Source organism: Tardiphaga sp. (assembly GCF_028290495.1).
Lineage (GTDB): Bacteria > Pseudomonadota > Alphaproteobacteria > Rhizobiales > Xanthobacteraceae > Tardiphaga.
Map to the genome: position 1 here is coordinate 42,432 of NZ_JAQGJT010000187.1, position 24,887 is coordinate 67,318.

A 24,887-nucleotide genomic window follows, 5' to 3' on the forward strand; every position below is an offset into this window, starting at 1 on the left:
TCACCTGCGCCAGTACGCCGCCAGGAACATCCGCGTCGCGCTGTTGACCACCTCGGCGATCTGCTCGGGCGAGGGGGCCGGCGCCGCCTGGAAGATGAACGGCATGAAGAGAGATGCCTGGCAGCACATCATGAATTGCGACGCCGCGAGCGAGCAGTCATCGATCGCCAGGTCGCCGGCTGTGACGCGCGCCTCAAGATAGGCGGCAAGTCGGCCGATCGTCAGCGCCACCACGTTATTGTAGAAGCGCTGGCCGACTTCCGGCATCCGCTCCGCGATCGCCATCACCGTTCGGGTCGAGGAGCCGCCGCCGGGCCGGCACAGCAGCTGGATATAGGCGGTGCCGAACTCCTTCAGCGTGATTTCGGTGTCGCGGGTGGGGTCGAAGTTGAAGGCGCTCTTGCCCTGTTCGAGCACTTCCTGCTCCACGATCGCCTCGAACAGTGCGTTCTTGTCGGTGAAATAGACATACAGGGTGCCCTTCGACACGCCGGCGGCGCGGGCGATCTCGCCCATGCTGCCGCCGTCGAAGCCGAGGTCCATGAACACGGCCCGGGCGCCATCGAGGATCTGGCGGCGCTTGGCGCTGTCTTCTTCGCCGACAATGGAAAGCGCGGCGTGCTGCGGATGGGACATCGTTAAGCCTGCTGAAGCATTCGCGGGAAACGATCACATTTTCGAAAGAGTCGAAATGTCACCGTCCAATATGAGATAACTTATCTTGACCGAACCGTTCGGTCAATGTAAATGCTGTCTCAGTAAATGAGAAGCGGCGGTTGCCGCCCGTTTTCGTATGACCCTTGAGGAGGCCTCGATGGCCGGACCGCGCGATCAGGCTGCACGTGTTGTTCGTCCCGAGCCGGGCGCTGGAGACGACGCGCCGGTGCGCGTCGTCTCTTCGGCCTCCGCCGAGGCGCACGCACCGTCATCGGATGCCCCCGTTGGCGAGAGGCCGGCGGAAGCCCCGGCGGCCGGAGCTGTGCCCGCTGCGGCGCAGCCAAAATCCGGCAAGAAGAAGTTCTTCCTGCTTGGCGTTGCTGCGTTGCTGGCGATTGCCGGCGCGGCTTACGGCGTCGAATATTATCTGGTCGGCCGCTTCATGGTCTCGACCGACGACGCCTATGTCCGCGCCAACAATTCCACGCTTGGCGCCCGCGTCGCCGGTCACATCGCCACCATCGTGCCCGGCGACAATACCCGCGTGAAGGCCGGCGAAGTGCTGTTCAAAATCGACGACGGTGACTACCGCATCGCGGTTGATGCCGCGCGCCGCAAGATCGCCACCCAGCAGGCGACGGTCGAACGGATCGGCCGCCAGGTCACCGCGATGCAGAGTTCGGTCGAGCAGGCCAATGCGCAACTGGTGTCGGCCGATGCGATGTCGAAGCGGGCGCAGCTCGATTTTGAGCGTCAGGATGCCTTGAGCAACCGCGGCTTTGCCTCGCGCGCCATCTTTGAAACCTCGCAGGCGTCGCGCGACCAGACCGCGGCAACCGTGCAGGCGGCGAAGGCCGCCGTGGACGCCGCGCGCGACAACGTCGAAGTCACCAAGGCGCAGCAGGCCGAGGCCCGCGCGCAGCTCGCCGAATTGCAAAGCGCGCTCGACAAGGCCGAACGCGATCTGGCTTTCACCGAGGTCAAGGCCCCCGTCGAAGGCATCTTCTCCAACCGCCTCGTCAACACCGGCGATTTCATCGCGGTCGGCCAGCGGCTCGCCAATGTGGTGCCGCTCGACAACGTCTATATCGACGCCAACTTCAAGGAGACGCAGCTGCGCCGCCTGAAGCCGGGCCAGCCGGTCTCCATCGAACTCGATGCCGATTCCAGCCGCGCCATTGAGGGCACCGTCGAGAGTCTCGCGCCGGCCGCGGGCTCGGTGTTCACGTTGCTGCCGCCGGACAACGCCACCGGCAACTTCACCAAGATCGTGCAGCGCGTGCCGGTGCGCCTGAAGGTGCCCGCCGACGTCGCGCGCGAAAACCTGCTGCGCGCCGGCATGTCGGTCTATGTCCGCATCAACACCAAGCCCGGCGCCGAGCCCGCGAAGTAACGGCAACAGTCAGGACAGCGCCATGGCGGCCTCGACCACAGCGACGCCCGGCGCAATCCCCGGCAATCCTGCGTCCGACAAGATTGCGCCGAAGCGGCTGATCGCGTTCCTGATCATGGTGTTCGGGATGTTCATGTCGATCCTGGACATCCAGATCGTCTCGGCATCTTTGTCGGAAATCCAGGCCGGCCTGTCGGCTTCATCCAGCGAAGTCTCCTGGGTGCAGACCGCCTATCTGATCGCCGAAGTGATCGCGATTCCGCTGTCTGGCTTTCTGTCGCGTGCCTTGGGCACGCGGATGTTGTTTGCGATATCGGCGGCCGGCTTCACGTTGGCCTCGTTGATGTGCGGCTTCACCTCGTCGATCGAGCAGATGATCCTGTGGCGCGCGATCCAGGGCTTCCTCGGCGCCGGCATGATCCCGACCGTGTTTGCGTCCGCCTACACCGTGTTTCCGCGCTCCAAATTCCACATCGTCGCGCCGATCATCGGCCTCGTCGCCACGCTGGCGCCGACGATCGGCCCCACGGTCGGCGGCTACATCACCGACGCGCTGTCGTGGCACTGGCTGTTCTTCATCAACGTGGTGCCCGGCATCGGCATCACCATCGGCGTGCTGGCGCTGGTTGATTTCGACGAGCCGCATCTTGAACTGCTCGATCATTTCGACTGGTGGGGCCTCGGCTTCATGGCCGGCTTCCTCGGCTCGCTCGAATATGTGCTGGAAGAAGGCCCGCGCAACGACTGGTTCGGCGACACCTCGATCGCGATCTTCGCGGTGGTCTGCGTGGTGTGCTGCATCGGCTTTTTCTGGCGGGTGCTGACGGCGCATGAGCCGATCGTCGATATCCGCGCCTTCACCGACCGCAATTTCGCGCTCGGCTCGATGTTCTCGTTCTGCATCGGCATCGGCCTGTACGGCCTGACCTACCTGTATCCCCGCTACCTCGCCGAAGTGCGCGGCTACAGCGCGCTGATGATCGGCGAGACGATGTTCGTGTCGGGCGTGGCGATGTTCGTGATGGCGCCGATCGTCGGACGGCTGATGACCAAGGTCGATCTGCGCTATCTGATCGCGCTCGGCCTGGTGTTGTTCGCCACCGGCACCTGGCAGATGACCTGGATCACCCGCGACTATGATTTCTACGAACTGCTGGTGCCGCAGATCCTGCGCGGTATGGGCATGATGCTGGCGATGGTGCCGGTCAACAACATCGCGCTCGGCACGCTGGCGCCGGACCGGCTGAAGAACGCCTCCGGCCTGTTCAACCTGACCCGCAATCTCGGCGGCGCGCTCGGGCTGGCGCTGATCAACACCGCGCTCGACGACCGCACCGATTTCCACATCTCGCGGTTGCACGACAAGGTCACCTGGGGCAACGCTGCCGCGGTCGAGATGCTGAACAACTTCACCCAGAAATTCCAGGGGCTCGGCGACGCGCCCCTGATGGCGCTGAAGCAACTGAACCAGATCGTCCACCGTCAGGCGGTCGTTTTGAGCTTCGGCGATTCGTTCTTCCTGCTGACGTTCTTCTACCTCGCGCTGAGCACGCTGGTGCTGCTGCTCAACAAGCCGAAAAACGCCGCCAGCAGCGACGCGCACTGATATTGGTCGGTCGAGTTGACGTGTCTCCGCCGCCGTGACGGTGGAAGGAGCCGCGGATTGTCTCCAGCGCTACGCCAGGTGAGCCAGTTCAAACGACGAATGCTCTGGGGCCGATCGAGTTTGGGCGCGGACTCGCTCTGACATCGCCCTTGTTGCTACATGCAGCTTCGTGTTTGAAGTGTGGCATGGTGAAGGACGTGTCGACTGATTCTGCAGAAATTTTGTCGCCAATGCGCCGCGTATCCGCTCGCTGGATCATCGCGGCGATCGGGCTGACGATTGTCGTGTGGCTCACGGGGTTGGCCGGGTTGCTCGCCATCGCCAACCGCGTTCATGACGACATTCCGGAAGCCCTGGCGGTCAAGTTGCCGCTGCTGCAATTGCAGCCAGAATTGATTTTTGCGGGCGATAGTCGGATGGCGTTTCAGGTTGACCCCGTCCTGTCGGCGCAGCTTGTCGGCAAGCCCCCGGGATTCGCGGTGAACATCGCCTACCTCGCTGGCGATCCGTTGTCCTTTGTTGCTGCGGCGCGCCGTTACGTCGGTCGGTTCAAAAACGCTCATGTCGTCGTAAGCGTTACGACACTCATTTCGAATGACGGCGTGCCGGGCGCCTCGGTGTTTCCGCAAGACGTCGTCGCCCGCATGAATGTCGCGCAGCAAATAACGACATTTTTGCCCATGCGTGTCGGGACCCTCATCCGATATATCCACGAAGCCTTCAATTCGCGATTGGCCGCTGACCGCAATATCTCCGAAATCGGACCGCACCCCGCCGAATACGGCCTTGAGAGACTTCCTGCTCAGCCCGGCTATCGCTGGCCACCGGACATAAGCAGTCATCAGCACTTCAAGAACTGGAACATTGCCGGGTTAAAGGCGAGAAACGAAATTGGAGCTTTGTGCGGGCTGGCAGGGGTTAGCAAAAAGCTCACGGTTGTTCTGGGGCCGTGGGCGCCTCGCTACAATCGGGACAACGAACCTTCCTGGAAGGCAAAGGACGAAGAGAACACGGCCCTTCTCGCGAAGTCTGCCGAGACCTGTGGGTTTGAGCTCGTCAAGATACCGTCCGTCCCCGGGCTGACCCAAGAGCATTTTGCCGACGAACAGCACATCAATGAATCCGGCATTCCGATCTATACGAGCTATCTCATGACCCAGCTGAAAAACTAGCCGGCATGCTGTTCAGCTCGTTCACCTTCATCTTTCAGTTCCTGCCGGCGACGGTGCTGGCGTTCGCCGCCGCACGTCGCCATTCGCCGCGCGCGGGCATTCTGGTTCTGGTCGGCGCCTCGCTGTTCTTCTACGGCGCGTGGAAGCCGATCTACCTGGTGCTGTTCCTCGGCTCGATCGCCTTTAATTTCAGTCTCGGGCTGCTGATGGCGAACCCGGCGCGGCGCCGGGCTATCGGGACGGCCGGCGTCACGCTCAATCTCGCGGCGCTGTGCTACTTCAAATACACCGGCTTTGCGCTCGACAGCCTCGCCGCGATGGGCGGCCCGCAACTGCCGTTCGCCGCTGTCATCCTGCCGCTCGGCATCTCCTTCTTCACCTTCCAGCAGATTGCCTATCTGGTCGATGTGATACGAGGCGCGAAGGTCGAGCGCGATATCGTCAGCTACACGCTGTTCGTGTCGTTCTTTCCGCATCTGATCGCCGGGCCGCTGGTGCATCACGCCGAGATGATCCCGCAGTTCAAGCGCGCCGCCGGCGGGCGCAATGCCGCGATGGCTGCGCGCGGCGCGGCGATCTTTGTCGCCGGCCTGTTCAAGAAAGTGGTGATCGCCGACAATCTCTCGCAGTTCGTGACGCCGGTGTTTGCCCATCTCGATGCTGGCGGCATGGTGTCGACGGATTGGGCGTGGCTCGCCACGCTCGGCTACACGCTGCAGATTTATTTCGATTTCTCTGGCTATTCCGACATGGCTTTGGGGCTGGGGCTAATGTTCGGCATCCGCTTGCCGGTGAATTTCCGCTCACCCTATCAGGCGACCTCGATCATCGAATTCTGGCGGCGCTGGCACATTACGCTGTCGCGATTTCTGCGCGACTATCTCTACATCCCGCTCGGCGGCAACCGTCGCGGCGCGTGGCGGCGTTACGGCAATCTGCTGTTGACGATGCTGCTCGGCGGCTTGTGGCATGGCGCGGGCTGGAATTTCGTCGTCTGGGGCGGCCTGCATGGCCTGTATCTCGGCGCCAACCACGTTTGGCGCGGCCGTGCGTCCGCCGCGAATGGCGAGCGGCCGGCGGTGCTGGGCCAAGCGGCCGGATGGGCCGCGACCTTCGCGTCCGTGGTGCTTGCCTGGGTGTTCTTCCGCGCCGACACGGTCGGTGGCGCATGGCGGATGCTATGCGGCCTTGCCGGTGCCGCATCCGATCGGGCGGCCTATGCCTCGCCGGGCATTCTGCGCGTGATGGATCTGCCGATCCTGCTCGGCACGGAGAGGTTGCTGCTGGTCGGTAGTGTGGCGGTGGTACTCGCGTTGCTTATCGCGCTGGCGATGCCGAACGTGCCCCGAATCTTCGGCTACCGCGAATACCGCCATGCGCCGGAGCCGGCTGCGGCGCTGCGCTGGCGGCCAAACGCGGCCTGGGCGCTGCTGGTTGCCGTGGCCTTCAGCGTGGCGCTGTTCGGCATGTGGCAGCGGATGGAGTTCCTGTACTTCCAGTTTTAAGCCGGCACGACGGGCAGTTTGCGCGACCGCACCTGCGAGCTGATCGCGACCACCGCGACTACCGCGGTGGCGAACAGCAGGATCTGCCAGGTGATGGCCTCATGGTTGAGCCACGCCGCCAGCGAGAAGGTGACGAAGGGTTGCAGCAGCTGCACCTGCGATACTCGCGCGATTCCGCCCATCGCCATGCCGGCGTTCCAGGCGAAGAAGCCGATCCATTGCGGGAACACGGCGACGTAGAGCAGCGCCAGCCACGGTTGCAGCGGGAGCGAGGCGGCATCCGCGGGCCAGGTGAAAGCGACAGCCGGCAGGGACAACGGCAATGAGATTACCAGCACCCAGCTGATCACTTCCCAACCCGGCATCTGCGCGGTGAGGCGCCCGGAAAATCCGTAGCCGATAGCGGAGGCCGCCACCGCCCCGAACAACAGCAGGTCGCCGGCCGACAACGCGCCGCCGCCCTGGCGCAGCGCAAACGCGATCACGATGGCGGCGCCGGCGACCGAGGCGATCCAGAACAGCGGCTTGGGCCGTTCGTGGGTGATTAGCACCGCCACGCAGGCGGTCGCCAGCGGCAGGATTCCAAGCACGACGCTGCCATGCGAGGCATCGACGGTCTTCAAGGCCAGCGCCGTCAGGAACGGAAACGCCACGGCGACGCAGAGCGCCGCGATGACCAGCTGCGGCCACAGCCGGCGCGGCGGCAGCGGCCGGCGCAGGATGACCAGCAGCGCCAACGCGCACAGCCCGGCGATCGCGGTGCGCAACGCGGTCATCGCCAGCGGATCGATGTAAGCCACCGCGATCCGCGTCGCCGGCAGCGTGCCGCCGAAGATGATGACGCCGATGAGGCCGAGCAGCAGGCCGAGATGTTCGCGGGAAATGACTGGGAAGGACATGGCGGGAGCACTATCGGGTTTGCGCCGAAGCCGCCATGCCCAAAACTGGCGAGGGGCCCGGCGTGTTTCGCCGGACCCCTCGTTTTAGTCAGACGCGTTTTCTTGACGCGAACCGGTATCCATTTCGCTCGAAAACGCTTTCGGTCGAAAAAAAATAAGTATCAGCCGGCCTGTAAGCCGGGTTTTGTAGGGCACCGCCCGGTTGCCCGGACGATACGTGACGGCCATTCCTCTGGGACCCTGTTTGCACAGGGCCTCAAGCAACCTACCCGGACAGCGAGCAAGACATCGCCCTGCAGTGTTATCGCTCGAGGCTTTCGCCTGAGGTGAGCGAACTGACTGCGTTGCCGTCCCTATTCGGTTTTGCTCCCGGTGTGGTTTGCCATGCCGTCTCCGTTGCCGGAGACGCGGTGCGCTCTTACCGCACCTTTTCACCCTTACTCGCCTCGCCCTTGCGGGTTACGGCGAGCGGTTCGTTCTCTGTGGCACTTTCCCTGGGGTCGCCCCCGCCGGCCGTTAGCCGGCACCGTATGTCAATGGAGCCCGGACTTTCCTCTCCCGCAGCCTTTCGACCGTAGCGGGAGCGGCCGTCCAGCCGACTGATCCGCAAGCCATGGCGGCTGCGGGCGGCGGCGTCAAGCTTGCAGGCTGCCGAGCAGCGCCTGCAAGGTCGCCAGCGTCGAGTGGTCGGTGATCCCGTCGACACGTTCGGGGCGGAAGTGGCGCTGGAAGGCGGTCACGACTTCCACGGTAAGGCTGTCGTAATGGCCGCTCGGTTCGATGCCGTAGCCGTAGCGCGCCAGCGCCTGCTGCAGCGCCAGCACGTGGTCGCCCTCGGCGCCGAGCTTGATGCTCTCGCCGCGGGTGACGGGCGCCGGTCGAACCCAGTGGCCGACGCCGGAATTGGCCAGCGAATGCCACGGGAATTTTTCGCCGGGATCTTTCTTGCGCGACGGCGAGACGTCGGAATGGCCGAGCACGCGGTGCGCCGGCATGTCGTGGCGCAGCAGGATGCCGCGGCACAGCGCCGTCACGGCGGCGATCTGCCGGCGCGGAAAATCCGGATAGCCCCAGTCGTGGCCGCGGTTGATGATCTCGATGCCGATCGAGCAGGAATTGATGTCGGTCTCGCCGGCCCAGAAGCCGAGGCCGGCATGCCAGGCGCGCTTCGCCTCCGGCACGGTCTGCACGATGCGGCCGTCTTCCAGCACGATGTAATGCGCGGAGACGTCGGTGCCGGTGGTGCACAGCCGGGTGATCGCGCCTTCGGCGTCGGGCATCCCGGTGTAATGCAGCACGATCATGTCGGGCACCGCGCCGTTGTTGCGCTCGCCGAAATTCGCCGACGGGATGATGTCGGACACAACAGAGGAATCCGGGTTGAAGCTTGGCAGGTCCGCGGTTCCCTTGGGAAGCGGAACGGCGCGGCGCCTCACATCGGATCCTGGAGAAGCGAACGAACCTGACGGCATGGCAACACTCGAACCTGACGTGAAAACACAGCGCGGTCGCCCTGCGCTGCTCGGTCGCACTATCCTGGCACCCGGCTCGCCGTGCAACGGTTGCGTGACAACTGTCCCGCGTTTTTACGGCTTGCGGTATCATGCGGTGGTCACGAGTTACCTGAACGTCCGCAGAAGCGGCCTGATGGGCGGTCGTTGAAATTTTTGAATCTGGTCAGGGCGAAACGGCTGCAGGCGATTGCCTGAAGGCAACTGCCTTAATTGCATCCCGGTCCATCAACCGTTTCTTAACGCTAAACGACGTTACTGAGGGGTGAAGAGCCGACCCAATGGGGCCGGCCGAGGTCCCTTTTGACGCCCACATCCCATGGCAATCCTTCATCTTGCGTGTGGAAAGCCGGATTTACCTGCGGGTCTTGCGGGCGGTGCGGCGAATCGGACCGGCAATCGCGCGGTGCTGCGGGCTTTCGAGCGGAAAGACCGGGCAACGCGCCGACAGTTGAGGCGAAATGGGCCAGTCCGTATCCGGTATGATGGTGCGCTTCGCAGCGAAGCGCCGGATCGCGTCTGCCCGGGATCGCCGGGGAGCAGCGGTATGACCGCGCCCGATCCTCGCCACATCCCCGTTCTCGGCCGCGAGGCCGTCGAGGCGCTGAACCCGCGTGACGGCGGCGTCTATGTCGATGCCACCTTCGGGGCTGGTGGCTATTCGCGCATGATTCTCCAAACGCCGGGCACCCGCGTGATCGGCATCGACCGCGACCGCACCGCGATTGCCGGCGGCTTTGAACTCGTCGATAGCGCGGAAGGCCGGCTGACGCTGGTCGAGGATCGCTTCTCGCACCTCGCCGAGGTCTGTGCCGCGCAGGGCGAAGCGCTCGTCGATGGCGTCGTGATGGATGTCGGCGTGTCTTCGATGCAGATCGACCAGGTCGAGCGCGGTTTCTCGTTCCGCTTCGATGGCCCGCTCGACATGCGGATGAGCCATGACGGCCCGACCGCGGCCGACGTCGTCGCGGTCGCCTCGGAAGCCGATCTCGCCAACATCATCTACATCTTCGGCGAGGAGCGCTATTCCCGCGCCGTCGCCAAGGCCATCATCGCGGCGCGCAAGGAAGCGCCGATCGTCACAACGCACGAACTCGTCGCGATCATTTCCAAGGTCGTGTGGGCGAAGCCCGGCGAGATCCATCCGGCGACGCGCACGTTTCAGGCGCTGCGTATCTTCGTCAACGAGGAGCTCGACGAGCTGCACACTGCGCTCGCTGCTGCCGAGCGCGTGCTGAAGCCGGGTGGACGCCTCGCGGTGGTCTCGTTCCATTCGCTGGAAGACCGCATCGTCAAGAATTTTATGGTCGAGCGTAGCAAGACTGGCGGCGGCTCGCGGCATCTGCCGGAGATCGCGCAGTCGAAGCCGCGCTTCAGCCTGGTCAACAAGCGCCCGATCATCGCCGGCGGTGAGGAAGTCAGTGCCAATCCGCGCGCGCGCTCCGCCAAGCTGCGCGCCGCCGAGCGCACCGATACGCCCGCGCAGGATGCCGGTCCGTTGCCGGGTTGGCCGTCGCTTGATGATGTGATGCGGGGGGGCTGACGATGCGCATCATCCACCTTCTGGTTATCGCCGTCCTCGTGTTTGCCGCGGCCTATGTCTACCGCATCAAGATGGAATCCACCGTGCGCACCGAGCGCGTGTTGCGGCTGCATGCCGACATCCGCGAACAGCGCGACGCCATCGCGTCGTTGCGCGCCGAATGGGCCAAGCTGGACGCGCCGATGCGGCTGCAGGGGCTGGCCGAACGGCACCTCGCGCTGAAGCCGATCAACGCGCAACAGTTCGACCAGCTGAAGAACCTGCCCGACCGGCCACCTAGCTTCGCCAAACCCGGCGACCCCGATCCGATCGGTGCGATGATCAACACGATTGATCCGGACATCGTCACCGGTTCGCTGCCCGCGCCGGAGGATTCGCAATGACCGACCGGGCACAGAGCAAGCTCGTCGTGAAACCGACCGAACCGTGGCGGCAGCGGCTGATACGCAGCCTGCTGTACGGGCGCAACGTCGATCGTGCCGCCAAGGCGCGCGCGCGCGTGGGCCTCGCGATGATCGCGTTCGGTGGCATCTACGGCATCATCGCCGTGCGCCTCATCATGTTCGCGATCGGCGGCGACGCGCACGCCGAACGCCGTGCCGCGAAGGACGCCATCGCTACCGCACGGCCCGACATCGTCGATCGCAACGGCGCGGTGCTGGCCACCGACGTCAAGTCGCCGTCGCTGTTTTCGGAGCCGCGTCGCATCATCGACAAGGACGAGGCGGTCGAATTGCTGACCGGCGCGCTGCCCGATCTCGACACCGCGGAAGTGCGCGAGCGCGTCTCCAGCCGCAAGGGCTTTGCCTGGCTGAAGCGCGAAATCACGCCGCAGCAGCAGCGCGACATCCACCGCCTCGGCATTCCCGGCATCGGCTTCCTGCGCGAGAACAAGCGCGTCTATCCGAGTGGCGCTGCGGTCTCCCACGTCATCGGCCTCGTCAACATCGACAACCAGGGCATCGCCGGGATCGAGAAGTGGCTCGACACCAATGGCCTAGCCGACCTCCACCGCGCAGGTTTCGCCTCCGACCGCCTGCAGAAGCCGGTCGAACTGTCGATCGACCTGCGCGTCGAGCACGCGCTGCGCGACGAATTGCTGAAGGCGAAAGACAAGTACAAGGCCAAGGCCGCCTCCGGCCTGATCTCCAACGTCAAGACCGGCGAGATCGTGGCGATGGTGTCGCTGCCGGATTTCGATCCGAACAATCCGAAGGAGGCGCATGATCCCGACCGCATCAACCGCCTCACCACCGGCGTCTACGAGATGGGCTCGACCTTCAAGACGCTGACGCTGGCGATGGCGCTGGATTCCGGCAAGGCCAATCTCAACACCATGTACGACGCGCGTGCGCCGCTTGCGTTCGGCAAGTTCAAGATCCATGACAGCCATTCGCTCGGCCGCTTCATCTCGCTGGCGGAAGTGTTCACGTTCTCGTCGAACATCGGCGCGGCGCGCGTCGCGCTGGCGCAGGGCGTCGAGGCGCACAAGGCGTTCCTGAAGAAGGTCGGCCAGATGGACCGGCTGCGCACCGAGCTGCCGGAAAGCGCGATGCCGATCGTGCCGAAGCGCTGGGGTGAACTCAATACTGTCACCATCTCGTTCGGCCACGGCATCGCGGTGGCGCCGCTGCAGGCCGTGATGGGCATCAACGCGATGGTCAATGGCGGCTATCTGATTCCGCCGACCTTCCTGAAGCGCACCGAAGAGGAGGCGCTGGCGATCGGCAAGCGTGTCGTCAAGAAGGAGACCAGCGACAAGATCCGGTACCTGATGCGCCTGAACGCCGAGAGCGGCACCGCGCGGCAGGCCGACCTGCTGTCCAAGGGCTACTATATCGGCGGCAAGACCGGCACCGCAGAAAAGGTCGTCAACGGCCGCTACTCCAAGAAGCAGGTGTTGAATTCTTTCACCGCGGTGCTGCCGATGGACAACCCGCAATACCAGGTGCTGGTGATGCTGGACGAGCCGAAGGCGCTGCCGGAAACCCACGGCTTCATTACCTCGGGCTGGAACGCCGTGCCGGTCGGGGGCAAGGTCATCGCGCGCGTGGCCCCCTTGCTCGGGCTGGAGCCGCGCTTCGACATGCCTACTGCCGATCGCGTCATCCTGGCGGCATCCAGGGCCACCCAGTAGGCTACACAATGCCGCCGCATCGGCGCTTTACAGCCGGGGTGAAATGCGATTTGCGTGACCCCGATGTGTGGATTGGAACGGTATGAAACTGCGCGATCTTTTCAGCGATGACGCCGCGATCGATGCGCCCGCAGGCGATGTCGAGGTCAGCGGCCTCGCGGCAGACAGCCGTGCGGTAAAGCCGGGCGACCTGTTCTTCGCGCTGGCCGGCAGCAAGACCGATGGTTCGCGTTTCGTCGCCCAGGCCGTTGCGGCCGGCGCTGCCGCGGTGGCCGGCGACCACAAGACCATCGGCCTGCCGGTGCCGTATGTCGTTACGCAAAATCCGCGCCGCGCGCTGGCGCAGGCCGCCGCAAAATTCTATCCGCGGCAGCCCGCTGTGATTGCCGCCGTCACCGGCACTTCGGGCAAGACCTCGGTGGCGTCGTTCGCGCGCGAGATCTGGGGCCGGCTCGGCCATCAGTCCGCCAGCATCGGCACGATCGGTCTGGTTTCGCCGAAGCGCACCGTCTACGGCTCGCTGACCACGCCGGACCCGATCTCCCTGCACCGCGAGCTTGACGAGATCACAAGCGAGGGCGTCACCCATCTGGCGCTGGAAGCTTCTTCCCACGGGCTCGACCAGTACCGCCTCGACGGCGTGCGTGTCGCGGCCGGCGGCTTCACCAATCTCTCGCGCGACCACATGGACTACCATCCCGACATCGCGCACTACCTCGGCGCCAAGTTGCGGCTGTTCCTCAATCTCGTGGTGGATGACGGCGTCGCCGTGGTCGCGGCGGATCACGAGCATTCCGCACAGGTGATCCACGCCGCGCAGTCGCGTCACCTTCGCCTTATCACCATCGGCCGCAGGGGCGCCGGGGCAGGCGAGGGCATCCGGCTTGTCGAGGCCGCGATCGACGGCTTCGCGCAGAAATTGACGCTGGAGCATCGCGGCAGGAGGTTTGATATCAGGTTGCCGCTGGTCGGCGAATTCCAGATCGAGAACGCGCTGGTCGCGGCCGGTCTGGTGATAGGCACAGGGGGCGATACCGATGCGGTATTCGCTTCGCTCGAACATCTCGAAGGCGCCAAGGGCCGGCTCGAGCGCGTCGGCGACCACAACGGCGCGCCGGTGTTCGTCGACTATGCGCACAAGCCCGACGCGCTCGCCAAAGCGCTGCAGGCGCTGCGACCCTATGCGAAGCGCAGGCTTGTCGTGGTGTTCGGCGCCGGCGGCGATCGCGACACCGGCAAGCGTCCGTTGATGGGCGAGATTGCTGCGGCGAATGCTGACCGCGTCATCGTCACTGACGACAACCCGCGCAGCGAGAATCCCGCCGACATCCGCGCTGCCATTCTGGTTGCGGCCACGGGCGCTACCGAGATCGGCGACCGCGCCGAAGCAATCCGGGTGGCGGTCGCCGGCCTTGAAGAAGGCGATGCGCTGCTGATTGCCGGCAAGGGGCACGAAACCGGACAGATCGTCGGTGACCGCGTGTTGCCGTTCAGCGATCATGAAGCGGCGGCTGCCGCACTGACGTCGAGGGTGGCATGAGCGATTTCCTGTGGAGCTCTGCGGCGATGGCCGAAGCAATGGGTGCGGCGACGCAGGGCGCGCTGCCGGAGGGTATCGCCGGCATCTCGATCGACAGCCGCACGCTGGCGCCGGGCGAGGCTTATTTCGCCATCAAGGGTGACGTCCATGACGGCCACGCTTTCGTCGAAGCCGCGCTGAACAACGGCGCCGGGCTCGCCGTCGTGGAAGCTGCGCAGCGCGACAAGTTTCCCGCCGATGCAAGGCTGCTGGTGGTGGATGACGTTCTCTCCGGCCTCGTCGATCTCGGCATCGCCGCGCGGGCGCGTCTGGGCGCGCAGGTGATCGCCGTCACCGGTTCGGTCGGCAAGACCTCGACCAAGGAAGCGTTGCGCCGGGTGTTCGAAGCGCAGGGCGAGACCCATGCGTCGGTCGCCTCGTTCAACAACCATTGGGGCGTGCCGCTGACGCTGGCGCGCTGCCCGGCTTCCGCGGATTTTGCGATCTTCGAAATCGGCATGAACCATTCCGGCGAGATCGAGCCGCTGGTGAAAATGGTGCGACCGCATTTCGCCGTCATCACCACCGTAGAGCCGGTGCATCTGGAATTCTTTGATGGCGTCGAGGCCATTGCCGATGCCAAGGCGGAAATCTTCACGGGCCTGGAGCCCGGCGGCGTGGCGATCCTCAACCGCGACAATCCGCAATTCGCGCGGCTGGAAGCGCGCGCCAGGGAATGCGGTGTTTCGCGCATCGTATCGTTCGGCACCGACATGGCGTCCGACGCCCGCATGGTCGATATCGCGCTGCACCCGACCTGTTCGGCGGTTCATGCCGACATTCTCGGCCATGAGGTCACCTACAAGCTCGGCATGCCCGGCCGCCACATGGCGATGAACTCGCTCGCGGTGCTCAGCGCCGCGCTGCTGACGGGCGCCGATCTGGCGTTGGCCGCCCTGACGCTGTCGCAGGTCGAGGCCGCGGTGGGCCGCGGCCTGCGCCATCATCTCGGCATTGCCGGCGGCGAGGCGACCCTGATCGACGAGACCTTCAACGCCAATCCGGCTTCGATGCGGGCGGCGCTCAGCGTGCTCGGCGCCGCCGCGGTGGGGCCGAACGGCCGCCGCATCGCGGTGCTCGGCGATATGCTGGAACTCGGCCCCGAGGGCGCGGAACTGCACCGCGGCGTGGTCGATGCCGTCCAGCGCGAGAACATCGATCTGGTATTTTGTTGTGGTCCGTTGATGCGCAACCTGTGGGATGCCCTTTCCACCGGCAAGCGGGGCGGCTATGCCGAAGATGCCGCCGGGCTCGAATCGCAGGTATTGGCCGCGATCCGGGCGGGCGACGCCATCATGGTCAAGGGCTCCAAGGGCTCGCGCATGAAACCAATTGTCTCCGCGCTCGAAAAGCGCTTTCCCGGCAACGCTGCGCTCGACGCCGCCGCGGTATAGGCGAACTGAATGTTCTACTGGCTGATCGACTTCGCCGGGACTGTCCCTGCGTTCAACGTTTTCCGCTACATCACCTTCCGCACCGGCGGCGCGATGGTGACCGGCGCCTTGTTCGTTTTCCTCTTCGGCCCGTGGATTATCGACAATCTCAGGCTGCGCCAGGGCAAGGGCCAGCCGATCCGCGCCGATGGCCCGCAGACCCACCTGGTGAAGGTCGGTACGCCGACAATGGGCGGGCTGATGATCCTGTCCGGCCTCGTGGTTTCCACGCTGCTATGGGCCAATCCGCGCAACCCCTATGTCTGGATCGTGCTGGCGGTGACGCTCGGCTTCGGTTTCGTCGGCTTCTATGACGACTACCTCAAGGTCACCAAGCAGACCGATGCCGGCTTCGCCGGTCGGACCCGGCTGGCGATCGAGACGCTGATCGCGGCGGCGGCCTGCTACGCCTTTGTCCGGCTCGGCCGCGATCCCCTCTCCAGTTCGCTGGTGCTGCCGTTCTTCAAGGATCTGGCGCTGAATTTCGGCTGGTTCTTCGTCATCTTCGGCGCCTTCATCGTGGTCGGCGCCGGCAATGCCGTGAACCTCACCGACGGCCTCGACGGCCTCGCCATCGTTCCGGTGATGATTGCTTCGGCGAGCTTCGGCCTGATCGCCTATCTCGCTGGTAATGCGGTGTTCTCCGACTACCTGCAGATCAACTACGTCGCCGGCACCGGCGAACTCGCGGTGCTGTGCGGCGCGGTGCTCGGCGCGGGGCTGGGCTTCCTGTGGTTCAACGCGCCGCCGGCCTCGATCTTCATGGGCGATACGGGATCACTTGCACTGGGCGGCATGCTCGGCTCGATCGCGGTCGCGGTGAAGCACGAGATCGTGCTGGCGGTGATCGGCGGGCTGTTCGTGCTCGAAGCCGTCTCCGTGATCGTGCAGGTGACCTCGTTCAAGCTCACCGGCAAGCGCGTGTTCCGCATGGCGCCGATCCATCACCATTTCGAGCAGAAGGGCTGGACCGAGCCGCAGATCGTGATCCGGTTCTGGATCATCTCCGTGATGCTGGCGCTGATCGGCCTCTCCACGCTGAAGCTGCGGTGATCCCGTGATCCCCGTCAGCAGCTTTGCCGGCAAGACCGTCGCCGTGTTCGGCCTCGGCGGCTCCGGCCTCGCCAGTTGCCACGCGCTGCGCTCAGGCGGCGCGGAAGTGATCGCCTGCGACGACAGCATCGACAAGATGGTTGAAGCGACGCGCGCCGGTTACATCACCGCGGACCTGCGCACGGTGTCGTGGGGCAGTTTCGCTGCGCTGGTTCTCACCCCCGGCGTGCCGCTGACGCATCCCGTGCCGCACTGGACCGTGCAGGCTGCGCGCGAGGCGGGCGTCGAAGTGATCGGCGACATCGAATTGTTCTGCCGCGAACGCGCGCTTCATGCGCCTGACGCGCCGTTCATCGCCATCACCGGCACCAACGGCAAGTCCACCACCACAGCACTGATCGCGCATCTGATGCGCGAGGCCGGCTTCGACACCCAGATGGGCGGCAACATCGGCACCGCGATCCTGTCGCTGGAGCCGCCGGCCAAAGGCCGCGTCCACGTCATCGAGATGTCGTCCTATCAGATCGATCTGACGCCATCGCTCGATCCCAATGTCGGCATCCTGCTTAACGTCACGCCCGATCATATCGACCGCCACGGTACGCTCGAACACTACGCCGCGGTGAAGGAACGCCTTGTCGCCGGTGTGCAGAAAAAAGGCACCGCGATCATCGGCGTCGATGACGAATGGTGCCGCGCGGTGGCCGATCGCGTCGAGCAGGCCGGCACGCACGTCGTGCGCGTCTCGGTCGAGCATCCGCTCAAGGACGGCTTGACCATCGATGGCAGCACGATCATCCGCAATGCCGAAGGTGTTCGGCAGCCGCTCGTCGATCTCGCCGGCATCGGTTCGTTGCGTGGCCTGCACAATGCGCAGAACGCCGCCTGTGCGGCGGCCGCGGCATTGGCGCTCGGCGTCGGCATAGAGGTGTTGCAAAAGGGCTTGCGCAGCTTTCCCGGCCTCGCGCACCGCATGGAGCAGGTCGGCCGCCAGGGCGCGACTTTGTTCGTCAATGATTCCAAGGGCACCAATGCCGACGCGACCGCCAAGGCGCTGTCGTCGTTCCCCGACATCTTCTGGATCGCCGGCGGCAAGGCGAAAGAGGGCGGCATCGAGAGCTTGACGGAGTTCTTTCCGCGCATCCGAAAAGCCTATCTGATCGGTGAAGCCGCTGCTGAATTCGCCCGCACGCTGGACGGCAAGGTGGAGTACGAGATCAGCGCGACACTGGACGTCGCGGTGCCCGCTGCGGCGCGCGATGCGGCGGCGTCGGACGTGACCGAGCCTGTCGTGCTGCTGTCCCCGGCCTGTGCCTCCTTCGACCAGTTCCGCAATTTTGAAATCCGCGGCGACCGCTTTCGCGCGCTGGTGCTGGCGATGGATGGCGTGAAGCCGGTTTAAGATTCGCCTTTCACGGTCTAATATCAATTGATGTCCATGCCGATCGCACCGATGCCGCGAGGGCGCTGATGAATGAACCGGTTGAAGATCGCGACCAAACCGCGCTGCTGATCGCGGAGATCGCAGAGGCAATTCGCTTTCACGCAGCGGGATCAATCGTCCGCGTCGGCGTCGATGGCGTTGACGGTGTGGGAAAGACCGTGTTCGCCGACATGCTTGCCCGCGCGATCGCATCGCGCGGACGGCCCGTCATCCGGGCCTCGGTCGACAGCTTTCACAACACGCGCGAGACTAGATATCGCCTGGGAAAAACCTCGCCTGCAGGGTTCTATCTGGAATCCTACAATTACCCCGAGTTGCGGAAAGTGCTGCTCGACCCGCTGGGGCCGGGCGGCTCTTGCGTCTATTGCCCCGCCAGTTTCGATCATGCAGCGAATACGCCGGTCCCCGAACGGTGGTCGGTCGCCGACCCCGATGCCGTCCTCGTCTTCGACGGCATCTTCCTGCACCGGCCGGAGCTCAGGGATGTCTGGGACTTGTCGATCTTTCTGGACGCCCCCTTCGCCATCACCATCCCGCGCGGTGCGGGCCGCGGTGCCGCATGGGGTTCGGCCGATGTGGATGCTGTTTCGAACCGGCGCTATATCGAAGGCCAGCGTCTGTACCTGCGGGAAGACGAACCGCAAAGCCGCGCGAATATCGTGATCGACTATTCCGATCTGACGCATCCTGTCATTACCGCGCGTCGCTGGCCGGCCTAGAACGCCGTCAGATTTTCATATCCCGTTAACCGGCTGGCAACCACGATGGCGCATCGATAGGGGCTAATCGATCGCAGGACGTGCCCCATGATCTCCCGTGAACAACGCACGCCGCTCAGCGAATGGTGGTGGACCGTGGACCGCCTGCTGCTGGCGGCGATCACCGCGCTGATGCTGGCAGGTGTCATCCTGTCGCTGGCCGCCTCGCCGCCGGTCGCGACCCGGATCGGGCTCGATCCGTTCCACTTTTTCAACCGCCACATCCTGTTCATGATCCCGTCCGCCATCGTGCTGATCGGGGTCTCGTTCCTGACGCCGCGGCAGATCCGGCGCGGCGCGCTGATCGTGTTTGCGATCTCCGTCGTGCTGATCGTCGCGACCTTGCTGATCGGCCCCGAGGTCAAGGGTGCCAAGCGCTGGATCACGCTGCTCGGCGTTAACATCCAGGCATCCGAATCCGCCAAGCCGTCCTTCGTCGTTGTCGCTGCCTGGTTGTTCTCGGAATCCGCGCGAAAGCCGGAGATGCCGGCGACTTCGATGGCGGTGATGCTGTTGTTGATGCTGGTTTCGCTTCTGGTACTTGAGCCGGACTTCGGCCAGACCATGCTGATCCTGATGGTGTGGGGCTCGCTGTTCTTCATCGCCGGCATGCGAATGGTCTGGGTGTTCGGCCTCGCCGCCACCGCCGCGGGTGGGTTGTTCACGGCCTATCTGTTCGTCCCGCACGTCGCCGGCCGCATCAAGCGCTTCATGGATCCGGCCTCCGGCGACACGTTCCAGGTCGATACCGCGATGGAAGCCTTCGGCAATGGCGGCTGGTTTGGCCTCGGGCCCGGCGAGGGCATCGCCAAGCGCAGCCTGCCTGACAGCCACACCGACTTCGTGTTTGCGGTCGGCGCCGAGGAGTTCGGCATCCTGCTGTGCCTGGCGCTGCTGGGGCTGTTTGCCTTCATCGTGATCCGCGCGCTGTCGCGCGCTTATGCGACCGAGGACCTTTTCACGCGCTTTGCGGCGTCGGGCCTGGCTATTCTGTTCGGGGTGCAGGCGGCCATCAACATGGCGGTCAACCTGCACCTCATTCCCGCCAAGGGCATGACGCTGCCGTTCCTGTCCTATGGCGGTTCTTCGATGATCTCGCTGGCCTACAGCGTCGGCATGCTGCTGGCGCTGACGCGGATGCGGCCACGCACCGAGATGGAATCGATCGGTGACGCCAACGCTGTCTCGAGCTACGCGTGACACGCTCGTGAGCACCGAGCCCCTCATCCTGCTTGCGGCCGGCGGCACCGGCGGCCATCTGTTTCCGGCAGAAGCGCTCGGCGTCGCGCTGATGAAGCGCGGCTGGCGGGTGCGACTCGTCACGGACGCGCGCGCGCTGAAATATAGCGGGCTGTTCTCGCGCGAAATGATCGATGTGGTGCCGAGCGAGACCTTTCGCAGCCGCAATCCGGTCTCGCTGGCACGCACTGGCATCATGCTCGCCGCCGGCACCGGCATCGCGCTGAATCTGATGCGCCGGCTGAAACCCGCCGCCGTGATCGGTTTCGGCGGCTATCCCACGTTGCCGCCTCTGGTGGCCGCCAAACTGTTCGGCATTCCCACCATCATCCACGATTCCAACGCCGTGATGGGCCGCGCCAACCGGCTGCTGTCCGGTCGCGTCAGCGCCATCGCCACCTCGTTGCCCGGCGTGCTCGACCGCGATCCGGAGCTTGCGAAGAAGACCACCACCACGGGCACGCCGATGCGCCCGGCGATCCTCGCCGCCGCCGCCGTGCCCTACGCCGCCCCCGATCTCACCGGGTCGCTGCGCGTGCTGGTGATCGGCGGCAGCCAGGGCGCGCGGATCATGGCGGACATCGTGCCAGCAGCGATCGAGCGGCTGGAGCCGGCGCTGTGGCACCGGCTGGTGCTGACGCAACAGGTCCGCGACGAGGACATGGCGCGGGTCCGCGCTATCTACGACAAGCTCAAGATCAAGGTCGAACTGGCGCCATTCTTCAGCGACCTGCCGGCGCGGCTGGCCTCCAGCCAGCTGGTGATCTCGCGTTCCGGCGCCGGCACCGTCGCCGAACTCGGCGCGATCGGCCGTCCCTCGATCCTGGTGCCGCTGCCCGGCGCCATCGACCAGGACCAGTTCGCCAATGCCGGCGTACTGGCCGATGCTGGCGGCGCCATCCGGCTGCCGCAAACCGACTTCACCCCGGACCGCCTCGCCGCAGAAATCTCGGCGCTGGCCGCCGAACCCGCCCGCCTGGCCGCAATGGCCGCCAGCGCGCGAACAGTCGGCAAGCTCGATGCGGCCGAGCGGCTGGCCGATCTCGTGGCGAAGGTCGCGGGGATCTAAAAACTCGTCGTTCCCGGGCGCGAGGGCATCAGCCCGAGCGAACCCGGAACCTCGACATGTTCATCCCGCCTCATCTCCGGATTCCGGGTTCGCGGTCGGCTGGCGCCGCCCGCCCCCCGGAATGACAGTGATGCGGTCACAACTTCACATTCTCCACCAGATAATCGAGCAGTGCGCGCACCCGCGCCGGCAGTTGTCCGCCGTGGCCGACGAACACTGCGTGGATCGCTTCCAGATCGCCGGGGTTGAAATTCTCCAGCAGCGGCAGCAATCGTCCGGCTTCGATATCAGGGGCGATGTGAAACCGCGTCAGCCTTGCTACTCCCGCGCCGGCAATAGCGAGATGCCGCATCGCTTCGCCGTCGCTGACCAACGCATTGCCGGCCGGCTGCACCGTGACGACGCCACCGCTGCCATCGCGAAACGGCCAGCCCGCGATCTGCTTGGTGAAACAGAAGCCGAGCAGATTGTGATCCGCCAGCTCTGCCGGTGTCTGCGGCGTGCCGCGCTCCGCCAGATAGATCGGAGCTGCCACGACCACCATCGCGCTTTCGCCGAGCTTGCGCGCCAGCAGGCGCGACTGTCGCATTGGTCCGACACGGATCGCGACGTCGGCGCGTTCTTCCAGCAAATCGACGACGGTGTCGGTCAGCGACACCTCGACCCGAATGCCGGGAAACCGCTTGGCGAAACCGGGCAGCAACGGCAGCAGCCGGTGCAGGCCGAACGGCACGCTGGTATTGACGCGCAGAACGCCGCTCGGCGTCGCGCCGACGGCGGCTTCCCGCTCGGCCGTGGCCATTTCGTCGAGAATGCGCAGCGCGCGCTCGTAGAACGCCGCGCCTTCCGGCGTCAGCTGCAATTTCCGCGTCGAGCGATTGATCAGGCGGACGCCGAGCCGCGCTTCCAGCCGCGCCACCAACTTGCTCACGGCGGACGGCGTCATCCGGAATGTCCGCGCCGCCGTCGAGAAGCCGCCGAGTTCGACGACGCGGACGAACACTTCCATCTCGCCGGAACGATTGACGTCGAGTCTCGACATGTGATTTCAATTCACAAATATTGTGCCTATGGCTGGTCTATCTCACTAAACCCAACGGGTCCACATGTCCCCGCAGGGCGACCCGCCCGGATCCTGTACGGACATTTCTCATGCCTCTCGCACTTTATGCGCTGACCGCCGGCGCCTTCGGAATTGGCGTCACCGAATTCGTTATCATGGGCCTCTTGATCGACGTCGGCGGCGACCTTGGCGTCTCTATCTCGGCCGCCGGTTTGCTGATCTCAGGCTATGCTCTGGGCGTGGTGGTCGGCGCGCCGATCATGACCATCGCGACCTCGAACTGGCCACGCAAGACCGCGCTGCTGGTGCTGATGGCGATCTTCACCATCGGTAATCTGGCTTGCGCGCTGGCGCCGGACTACTGGAGCCTGATGGCGGCGCGGGTACTCACCGCCTTCGCGCACGGCACCTTCTTCGGCGTAGGTTCGGTGGTCGCGACCACTTTGGTCCCCGCCAACAAGAAAGCCTCGGCCATCGCCATCATGTTCACCGGCCTCACGGTCGCGAACATTCTCGGCGTGCCGTTCGGTACCTGGCTGGGGCAGGGCTTTGGCTGGCGCTCGACGTTCTTCGTCGTAACCGCCGTCGGCGTCGCCGCCTTTGCGATCATCGCGATGTTCGTGCCGACCGATCGCGAAAAGCCTGTGCCGTCAAACCTGAAGCAGGATCTGGCGGCGCTGCTGCGTCCGCAGGTGCTGCTCGGACTGCTGACCACGGTGTTGAGCTGGGTCGGCGTGTTCGCCGTCTTCACCTATATTGCGCCGATCCTGACGCGGCTGTCCGGCTTTTCCGATGCCGCGGTATCGCCGATCCTGCTGGTGTTTGGCGGCGGGCTCGTGGTCGGCAACCTGGTCGGTGGCAGGCTGGCGGACCGCTGGCTGATCCCGACCGTGCTGGGAAGCCTCGTCGCGCTGGCGGCCGTCCTGCTGCTGATGACCTTCGCCGTTCACAACCAGATCGCTGCCGTCGTGTTCGTCGCATTGCTTGGCGCTGTGGCCTTCGCCACCGTGCCCGCGTTGCAGATGTGGGTACTGGAAAAGGCCGATGGCGCCGGCCAGAGCCTCGCTTCCAGCTTCAACATCGCGGCGTTCAATCTGGGCAACGCGATCGGCGCCGGGCTTGGCGGCGTCGTGATCGCCAGCGGCCCCGGACTGGGCGCGCTGCCCTGGGTCGCTGCGCTGGCGCCGCTGGGGGCGCTGGCCGTGGCGCTGTATGCGATCCGCCTCGATCGCAGCCGGGCAGTCGCGGCGGCGGCGGAATAGCGCCCTGAACGGGCCGGGAACGGCGTCCCGCGCGCCGGTTCCGTCATTTTTCGGTCATGGCCGGGCTTGTCCCGGCCAGCCTCGTCTTGCATGAAGTGGGTGCGATTCGTGGAGATCCGGGAAAAGCTCCGGGCCTGACGGGAACAGACGAGACCACACCATGAGACTGCCGCGCGAGATCGGACCCATTCATTTCGTCGGCATCGGCGGCATCGGCATGAGCGGTATCGCCGAGGTGCTGTGCAATCTCGGCTACACCGTACAGGGCTCCGACGCCTCGGAGAGCGCCAACGTCAACCGGCTGCGCGAGAAGGGCATTACCATCCATGTCGGCCACGCCGCGGCGAATGTCGCAGGCGCCGACGTGCTGGTGGTCTCCACCGCAATCAAGCGCGACAATCCGGAGCTGATGGCCGCGCGCGCGCAGCGCATCCCCGTCGTGCGCCGCGCCGAAATGCTGGCCGAACTGATGCGGCTGAAGAGCTGCGTCGCCATCGCCGGCACCCACGGCAAGACCACCACGACCTCGATGGTCGCAGCCTTGCTCGACGCGGGCGATCTCGATCCAACCGTCATCAACGGCGGCATCATCAATGCCTACGGCACCAATGCGCGGCTCGGGGCCGGCGAGTGGATGGTGGTGGAAGCCGACGAGAGCGACGGCACCTTCCTCAAGCTGCCGGCGGACGTGGCGATCGTCACCAACGTCGATCCTGAACATCTCGATCACTTCGGCACCTTTGAAGCCGTGCAGGACGCGTTCCGCAACTTCGTCGAGAACGTGCCGTTCTACGGCTTTGCCGTGATGTGCATCGATCACCCCATCGTGCAGAGCATCGTCGGCAAAATCGAGGACCGCCGCATCATCACCTACGGTGAGAACCCGCAGGCCGATGCGCGGCTGGTGGATCTCAAGCCGAGCAACGGCGGCTCCGCGTTCAAGGTCGAGTTCCGCGATCGCAAGGCCGGCACCTCGCACGAGATCGACAATCTGCTGCTGCCGATGCCCGGTCGCCACAACGCGCTGAACGCCACTGCGGCGATCGCGGTGGCGCATGAGCTCGGCATGTCCGGTGACGCGATCCGCAAGGCGCTGGCGAATTTCGGCGGCGTCAAGCGACGCTTCACCAAGACCGGCGAGTGGAACGGCGTCACCATCATCGACGACTACGGCCATCATCCCGTGGAGATCTCCGCGGTGCTGCGCGCCGCGCGCGAGTCGACCAAAGGCAAGGTGATCGCCGTGGTGCAGCCGCATCGCTTCACGCGCCTGCAGTCGCTGTTCGAGGAATTCTGCACCTGCTTCAACGACGCCGACACGGTGATCGTTGCCGAGGTCTATCCGGCCGGCGAAGCGCCGATTGCCGGCATCGACCGCGATCACTTTGTGCTCGGCCTGCGCGCCCACGGCCACCGCGAGGTGATCCCGCTGCCGGAAAGCGCCGGCCTCGCCGGTCTCGTTGCAGGCGTGGCGAAATCCGGCGACACCGTCGTCTGTCTCGGCGCCGGCAATATCACGCAGTGGGCCTATGCGCTGCCGGGCGAGTTGAAGGCGCTGGGCTGA

At 65.1% G+C, this 24,887-nt stretch carries 20 protein-coding genes and 1 other RNA gene; 16 read left to right on the forward strand and 5 right to left on the reverse strand.

Annotated elements, in window-relative coordinates; translation table 11 throughout:
• Entirely contained in the window at nt 1-636 is a 636-nt protein-coding gene (locus JWQ24_RS27625) for a TetR/AcrR family transcriptional regulator (RefSeq protein ID WP_299815517.1), read from the reverse strand.
• Nucleotides 637-814: 178 nt separating this feature from the next.
• Between JWQ24_RS27625 and JWQ24_RS27630 the strand changes: the two genes are divergently transcribed.
• The 4 genes from JWQ24_RS27630 to JWQ24_RS27645 all read left to right on the forward strand — a co-directional run bounded on the left by JWQ24_RS27630 (nt 815) and on the right by JWQ24_RS27645 (nt 6,333).
• Nucleotides 815-2,050 (forward strand): HlyD family secretion protein, encoded by a 1,236-nt coding sequence (locus tag JWQ24_RS27630; protein ID WP_299815520.1) that lies wholly within the window; start codon nt 815-817, stop codon nt 2,048-2,050.
• Between the two features lie 22 nt (nt 2,051-2,072).
• Complete coding sequence (locus JWQ24_RS27635; RefSeq protein ID WP_299815523.1) at nt 2,073-3,656, forward strand: DHA2 family efflux MFS transporter permease subunit; 1,584 nt, start codon at nt 2,073-2,075, stop codon at nt 3,654-3,656.
• A gap of 185 nt (nt 3,657-3,841) precedes the next feature.
• Nucleotides 3,842-4,828: a hypothetical protein gene (locus JWQ24_RS27640; protein WP_299815526.1), complete on the forward strand. Its 987-nt coding sequence runs from the start codon at nt 3,842-3,844 to the stop codon at nt 4,826-4,828.
• 5 nt (nt 4,829-4,833) lie between these two features.
• Nucleotides 4,834-6,333, forward strand: coding sequence for an MBOAT family O-acyltransferase (locus JWQ24_RS27645; protein WP_299815528.1), 1,500 nt, complete (start codon nt 4,834-4,836; stop codon nt 6,331-6,333).
• Here the strand turns inward: JWQ24_RS27645 and JWQ24_RS27650 are convergent.
• The 3 genes from JWQ24_RS27650 to JWQ24_RS27660 all read right to left on the reverse strand — a co-directional run bounded on the left by JWQ24_RS27650 (nt 6,330) and on the right by JWQ24_RS27660 (nt 8,704).
• A complete protein-coding gene (locus JWQ24_RS27650; protein WP_299815531.1) occupies nt 6,330-7,232 on the reverse strand; it encodes a DMT family transporter in 903 nt (300 codons plus the stop codon). The genes JWQ24_RS27645 and JWQ24_RS27650 overlap by 4 nt on opposite strands.
• 157 nt (nt 7,233-7,389) lie before the next feature.
• Nucleotides 7,390-7,835, reverse strand: an RNA gene (gene rnpB, locus JWQ24_RS27655) — RNase P RNA component class A.
• Nucleotides 7,836-7,867: 32 nt separating this feature from the next.
• Nucleotides 7,868-8,704 (reverse strand): N-acetylmuramoyl-L-alanine amidase, encoded by an 837-nt coding sequence (locus JWQ24_RS27660; protein ID WP_299815534.1) that lies wholly within the window; start codon nt 8,702-8,704, stop codon nt 7,868-7,870.
• A gap of 586 nt (nt 8,705-9,290) precedes the next feature.
• On the opposite strand from JWQ24_RS27660, the gene rsmH reads away from it, so the two are divergent.
• From rsmH to murG, 10 genes are all read left to right on the forward strand, one after another.
• Nucleotides 9,291-10,286: a 16S rRNA (cytosine(1402)-N(4))-methyltransferase RsmH gene (gene rsmH, locus JWQ24_RS27665; RefSeq protein ID WP_299815537.1), complete on the forward strand. Its 996-nt coding sequence runs from the start codon at nt 9,291-9,293 to the stop codon at nt 10,284-10,286.
• A 2-nt stretch (nt 10,287-10,288) separates the two neighbouring features.
• A complete protein-coding gene (locus tag JWQ24_RS27670; protein WP_299815540.1) occupies nt 10,289-10,669 on the forward strand; it encodes a hypothetical protein in 381 nt (126 codons plus the stop codon).
• Entirely contained in the window at nt 10,666-12,423 is a 1,758-nt protein-coding gene (locus tag JWQ24_RS27675) for a penicillin-binding protein 2 (RefSeq protein WP_299815542.1), read from the forward strand. The genes JWQ24_RS27670 and JWQ24_RS27675 overlap by 4 nt, the downstream gene beginning before the upstream one ends.
• 82 nt (nt 12,424-12,505) lie before the next feature.
• Nucleotides 12,506-13,963: a UDP-N-acetylmuramoyl-L-alanyl-D-glutamate--2,6-diaminopimelate ligase gene (locus JWQ24_RS27680; RefSeq protein ID WP_299815545.1), complete on the forward strand. Its 1,458-nt coding sequence runs from the start codon at nt 12,506-12,508 to the stop codon at nt 13,961-13,963.
• Nucleotides 13,960-15,396, forward strand: a complete 1,437-nt coding sequence (locus JWQ24_RS27685; RefSeq protein WP_299815548.1) for a UDP-N-acetylmuramoylalanyl-D-glutamyl-2,6-diaminopimelate--D-alanyl-D-alanine ligase — start codon at nt 13,960-13,962, stop codon at nt 15,394-15,396. The genes JWQ24_RS27680 and JWQ24_RS27685 overlap by 4 nt, the downstream gene beginning before the upstream one ends.
• Before the next feature lie 9 nt (nt 15,397-15,405).
• A complete protein-coding gene (gene mraY, locus JWQ24_RS27690; RefSeq protein ID WP_299815551.1) occupies nt 15,406-16,488 on the forward strand; it encodes a phospho-N-acetylmuramoyl-pentapeptide-transferase in 1,083 nt (360 codons plus the stop codon).
• Between the two features lie 4 nt (nt 16,489-16,492).
• Nucleotides 16,493-17,890: a UDP-N-acetylmuramoyl-L-alanine--D-glutamate ligase gene (gene murD, locus JWQ24_RS27695; RefSeq protein ID WP_299815554.1), complete on the forward strand. Its 1,398-nt coding sequence runs from the start codon at nt 16,493-16,495 to the stop codon at nt 17,888-17,890.
• 68 nt (nt 17,891-17,958) lie between these two features.
• A complete protein-coding gene (locus JWQ24_RS27700; RefSeq protein WP_299815557.1) occupies nt 17,959-18,651 on the forward strand; it encodes a uridine kinase in 693 nt (230 codons plus the stop codon).
• A gap of 87 nt (nt 18,652-18,738) precedes the next feature.
• Entirely contained in the window at nt 18,739-19,890 is a 1,152-nt protein-coding gene (gene ftsW, locus JWQ24_RS27705; RefSeq protein ID WP_299815559.1) for a putative lipid II flippase FtsW, read from the forward strand.
• Nucleotides 19,891-19,897: 7 nt separating this feature from the next.
• Nucleotides 19,898-20,998: an undecaprenyldiphospho-muramoylpentapeptide beta-N-acetylglucosaminyltransferase gene (murG, locus tag JWQ24_RS27710; RefSeq protein ID WP_299815561.1), complete on the forward strand. Its 1,101-nt coding sequence runs from the start codon at nt 19,898-19,900 to the stop codon at nt 20,996-20,998.
• A gap of 136 nt (nt 20,999-21,134) precedes the next feature.
• Here the strand turns inward: murG and JWQ24_RS27715 are convergent, their stop codons facing one another.
• Entirely contained in the window at nt 21,135-22,040 is a 906-nt protein-coding gene (locus tag JWQ24_RS27715) for a LysR family transcriptional regulator (protein WP_299815564.1), read from the reverse strand.
• A gap of 110 nt (nt 22,041-22,150) precedes the next feature.
• Between JWQ24_RS27715 and JWQ24_RS27720 the strand changes: the two genes are divergently transcribed.
• Nucleotides 22,151-23,323, forward strand: a complete 1,173-nt coding sequence (locus JWQ24_RS27720; RefSeq protein ID WP_299815567.1) for an MFS transporter — start codon at nt 22,151-22,153, stop codon at nt 23,321-23,323.
• Nucleotides 23,324-23,483: 160 nt separating this feature from the next.
• Nucleotides 23,484-24,887: a UDP-N-acetylmuramate--L-alanine ligase gene (murC, locus tag JWQ24_RS27725; RefSeq protein ID WP_299815570.1), complete on the forward strand. Its 1,404-nt coding sequence runs from the start codon at nt 23,484-23,486 to the stop codon at nt 24,885-24,887.

What these genes read in the sequence shown, in the direction of transcription:
- rsmH (WP_299815537.1), top strand. Translation starts at nt 9,291, where the DNA reads ATGACCGCGCCCGATCCTCGCCACATCCCCGTTCTCGGCCGCGAGGCC.
- JWQ24_RS27680 (WP_299815545.1), top strand. Translation starts at nt 12,506, where the DNA reads ATGAAACTGCGCGATCTTTTCAGCGATGACGCCGCGATCGATGCGCCC.
- JWQ24_RS27660 (WP_299815534.1), bottom strand. Translation starts at nt 8,704, where the DNA reads ATGCCGTCAGGTTCGTTCGCTTCTCCAGGATCCGATGTGAGGCGCCGC.
- JWQ24_RS27650 (WP_299815531.1), bottom strand. Translation starts at nt 7,232, where the DNA reads ATGTCCTTCCCAGTCATTTCCCGCGAACATCTCGGCCTGCTGCTCGGC.
- JWQ24_RS27700 (WP_299815557.1), top strand. Translation starts at nt 17,959, where the DNA reads ATGAATGAACCGGTTGAAGATCGCGACCAAACCGCGCTGCTGATCGCG.
- murC (WP_299815570.1), top strand. Translation starts at nt 23,484, where the DNA reads ATGAGACTGCCGCGCGAGATCGGACCCATTCATTTCGTCGGCATCGGC.
- JWQ24_RS27685 (WP_299815548.1), top strand. Translation starts at nt 13,960, where the DNA reads ATGAGCGATTTCCTGTGGAGCTCTGCGGCGATGGCCGAAGCAATGGGT.
- JWQ24_RS27670 (WP_299815540.1), top strand. Translation starts at nt 10,289, where the DNA reads ATGCGCATCATCCACCTTCTGGTTATCGCCGTCCTCGTGTTTGCCGCG.
- JWQ24_RS27635 (WP_299815523.1), top strand. Translation starts at nt 2,073, where the DNA reads ATGGCGGCCTCGACCACAGCGACGCCCGGCGCAATCCCCGGCAATCCT.
- JWQ24_RS27715 (WP_299815564.1), bottom strand. Translation starts at nt 22,040, where the DNA reads ATGTCGAGACTCGACGTCAATCGTTCCGGCGAGATGGAAGTGTTCGTC.
- JWQ24_RS27675 (WP_299815542.1), top strand. Translation starts at nt 10,666, where the DNA reads ATGACCGACCGGGCACAGAGCAAGCTCGTCGTGAAACCGACCGAACCG.
- ftsW (WP_299815559.1), top strand. Translation starts at nt 18,739, where the DNA reads ATGATCTCCCGTGAACAACGCACGCCGCTCAGCGAATGGTGGTGGACC.
- JWQ24_RS27720 (WP_299815567.1), top strand. Translation starts at nt 22,151, where the DNA reads ATGCCTCTCGCACTTTATGCGCTGACCGCCGGCGCCTTCGGAATTGGC.
- JWQ24_RS27640 (WP_299815526.1), top strand. Translation starts at nt 3,842, where the DNA reads ATGGTGAAGGACGTGTCGACTGATTCTGCAGAAATTTTGTCGCCAATG.
- JWQ24_RS27645 (WP_299815528.1), top strand. Translation starts at nt 4,834, where the DNA reads ATGCTGTTCAGCTCGTTCACCTTCATCTTTCAGTTCCTGCCGGCGACG.
- mraY (WP_299815551.1), top strand. Translation starts at nt 15,406, where the DNA reads ATGTTCTACTGGCTGATCGACTTCGCCGGGACTGTCCCTGCGTTCAAC.
- JWQ24_RS27625 (WP_299815517.1), bottom strand. Translation starts at nt 636, where the DNA reads ATGTCCCATCCGCAGCACGCCGCGCTTTCCATTGTCGGCGAAGAAGAC.
- JWQ24_RS27630 (WP_299815520.1), top strand. Translation starts at nt 815, where the DNA reads ATGGCCGGACCGCGCGATCAGGCTGCACGTGTTGTTCGTCCCGAGCCG.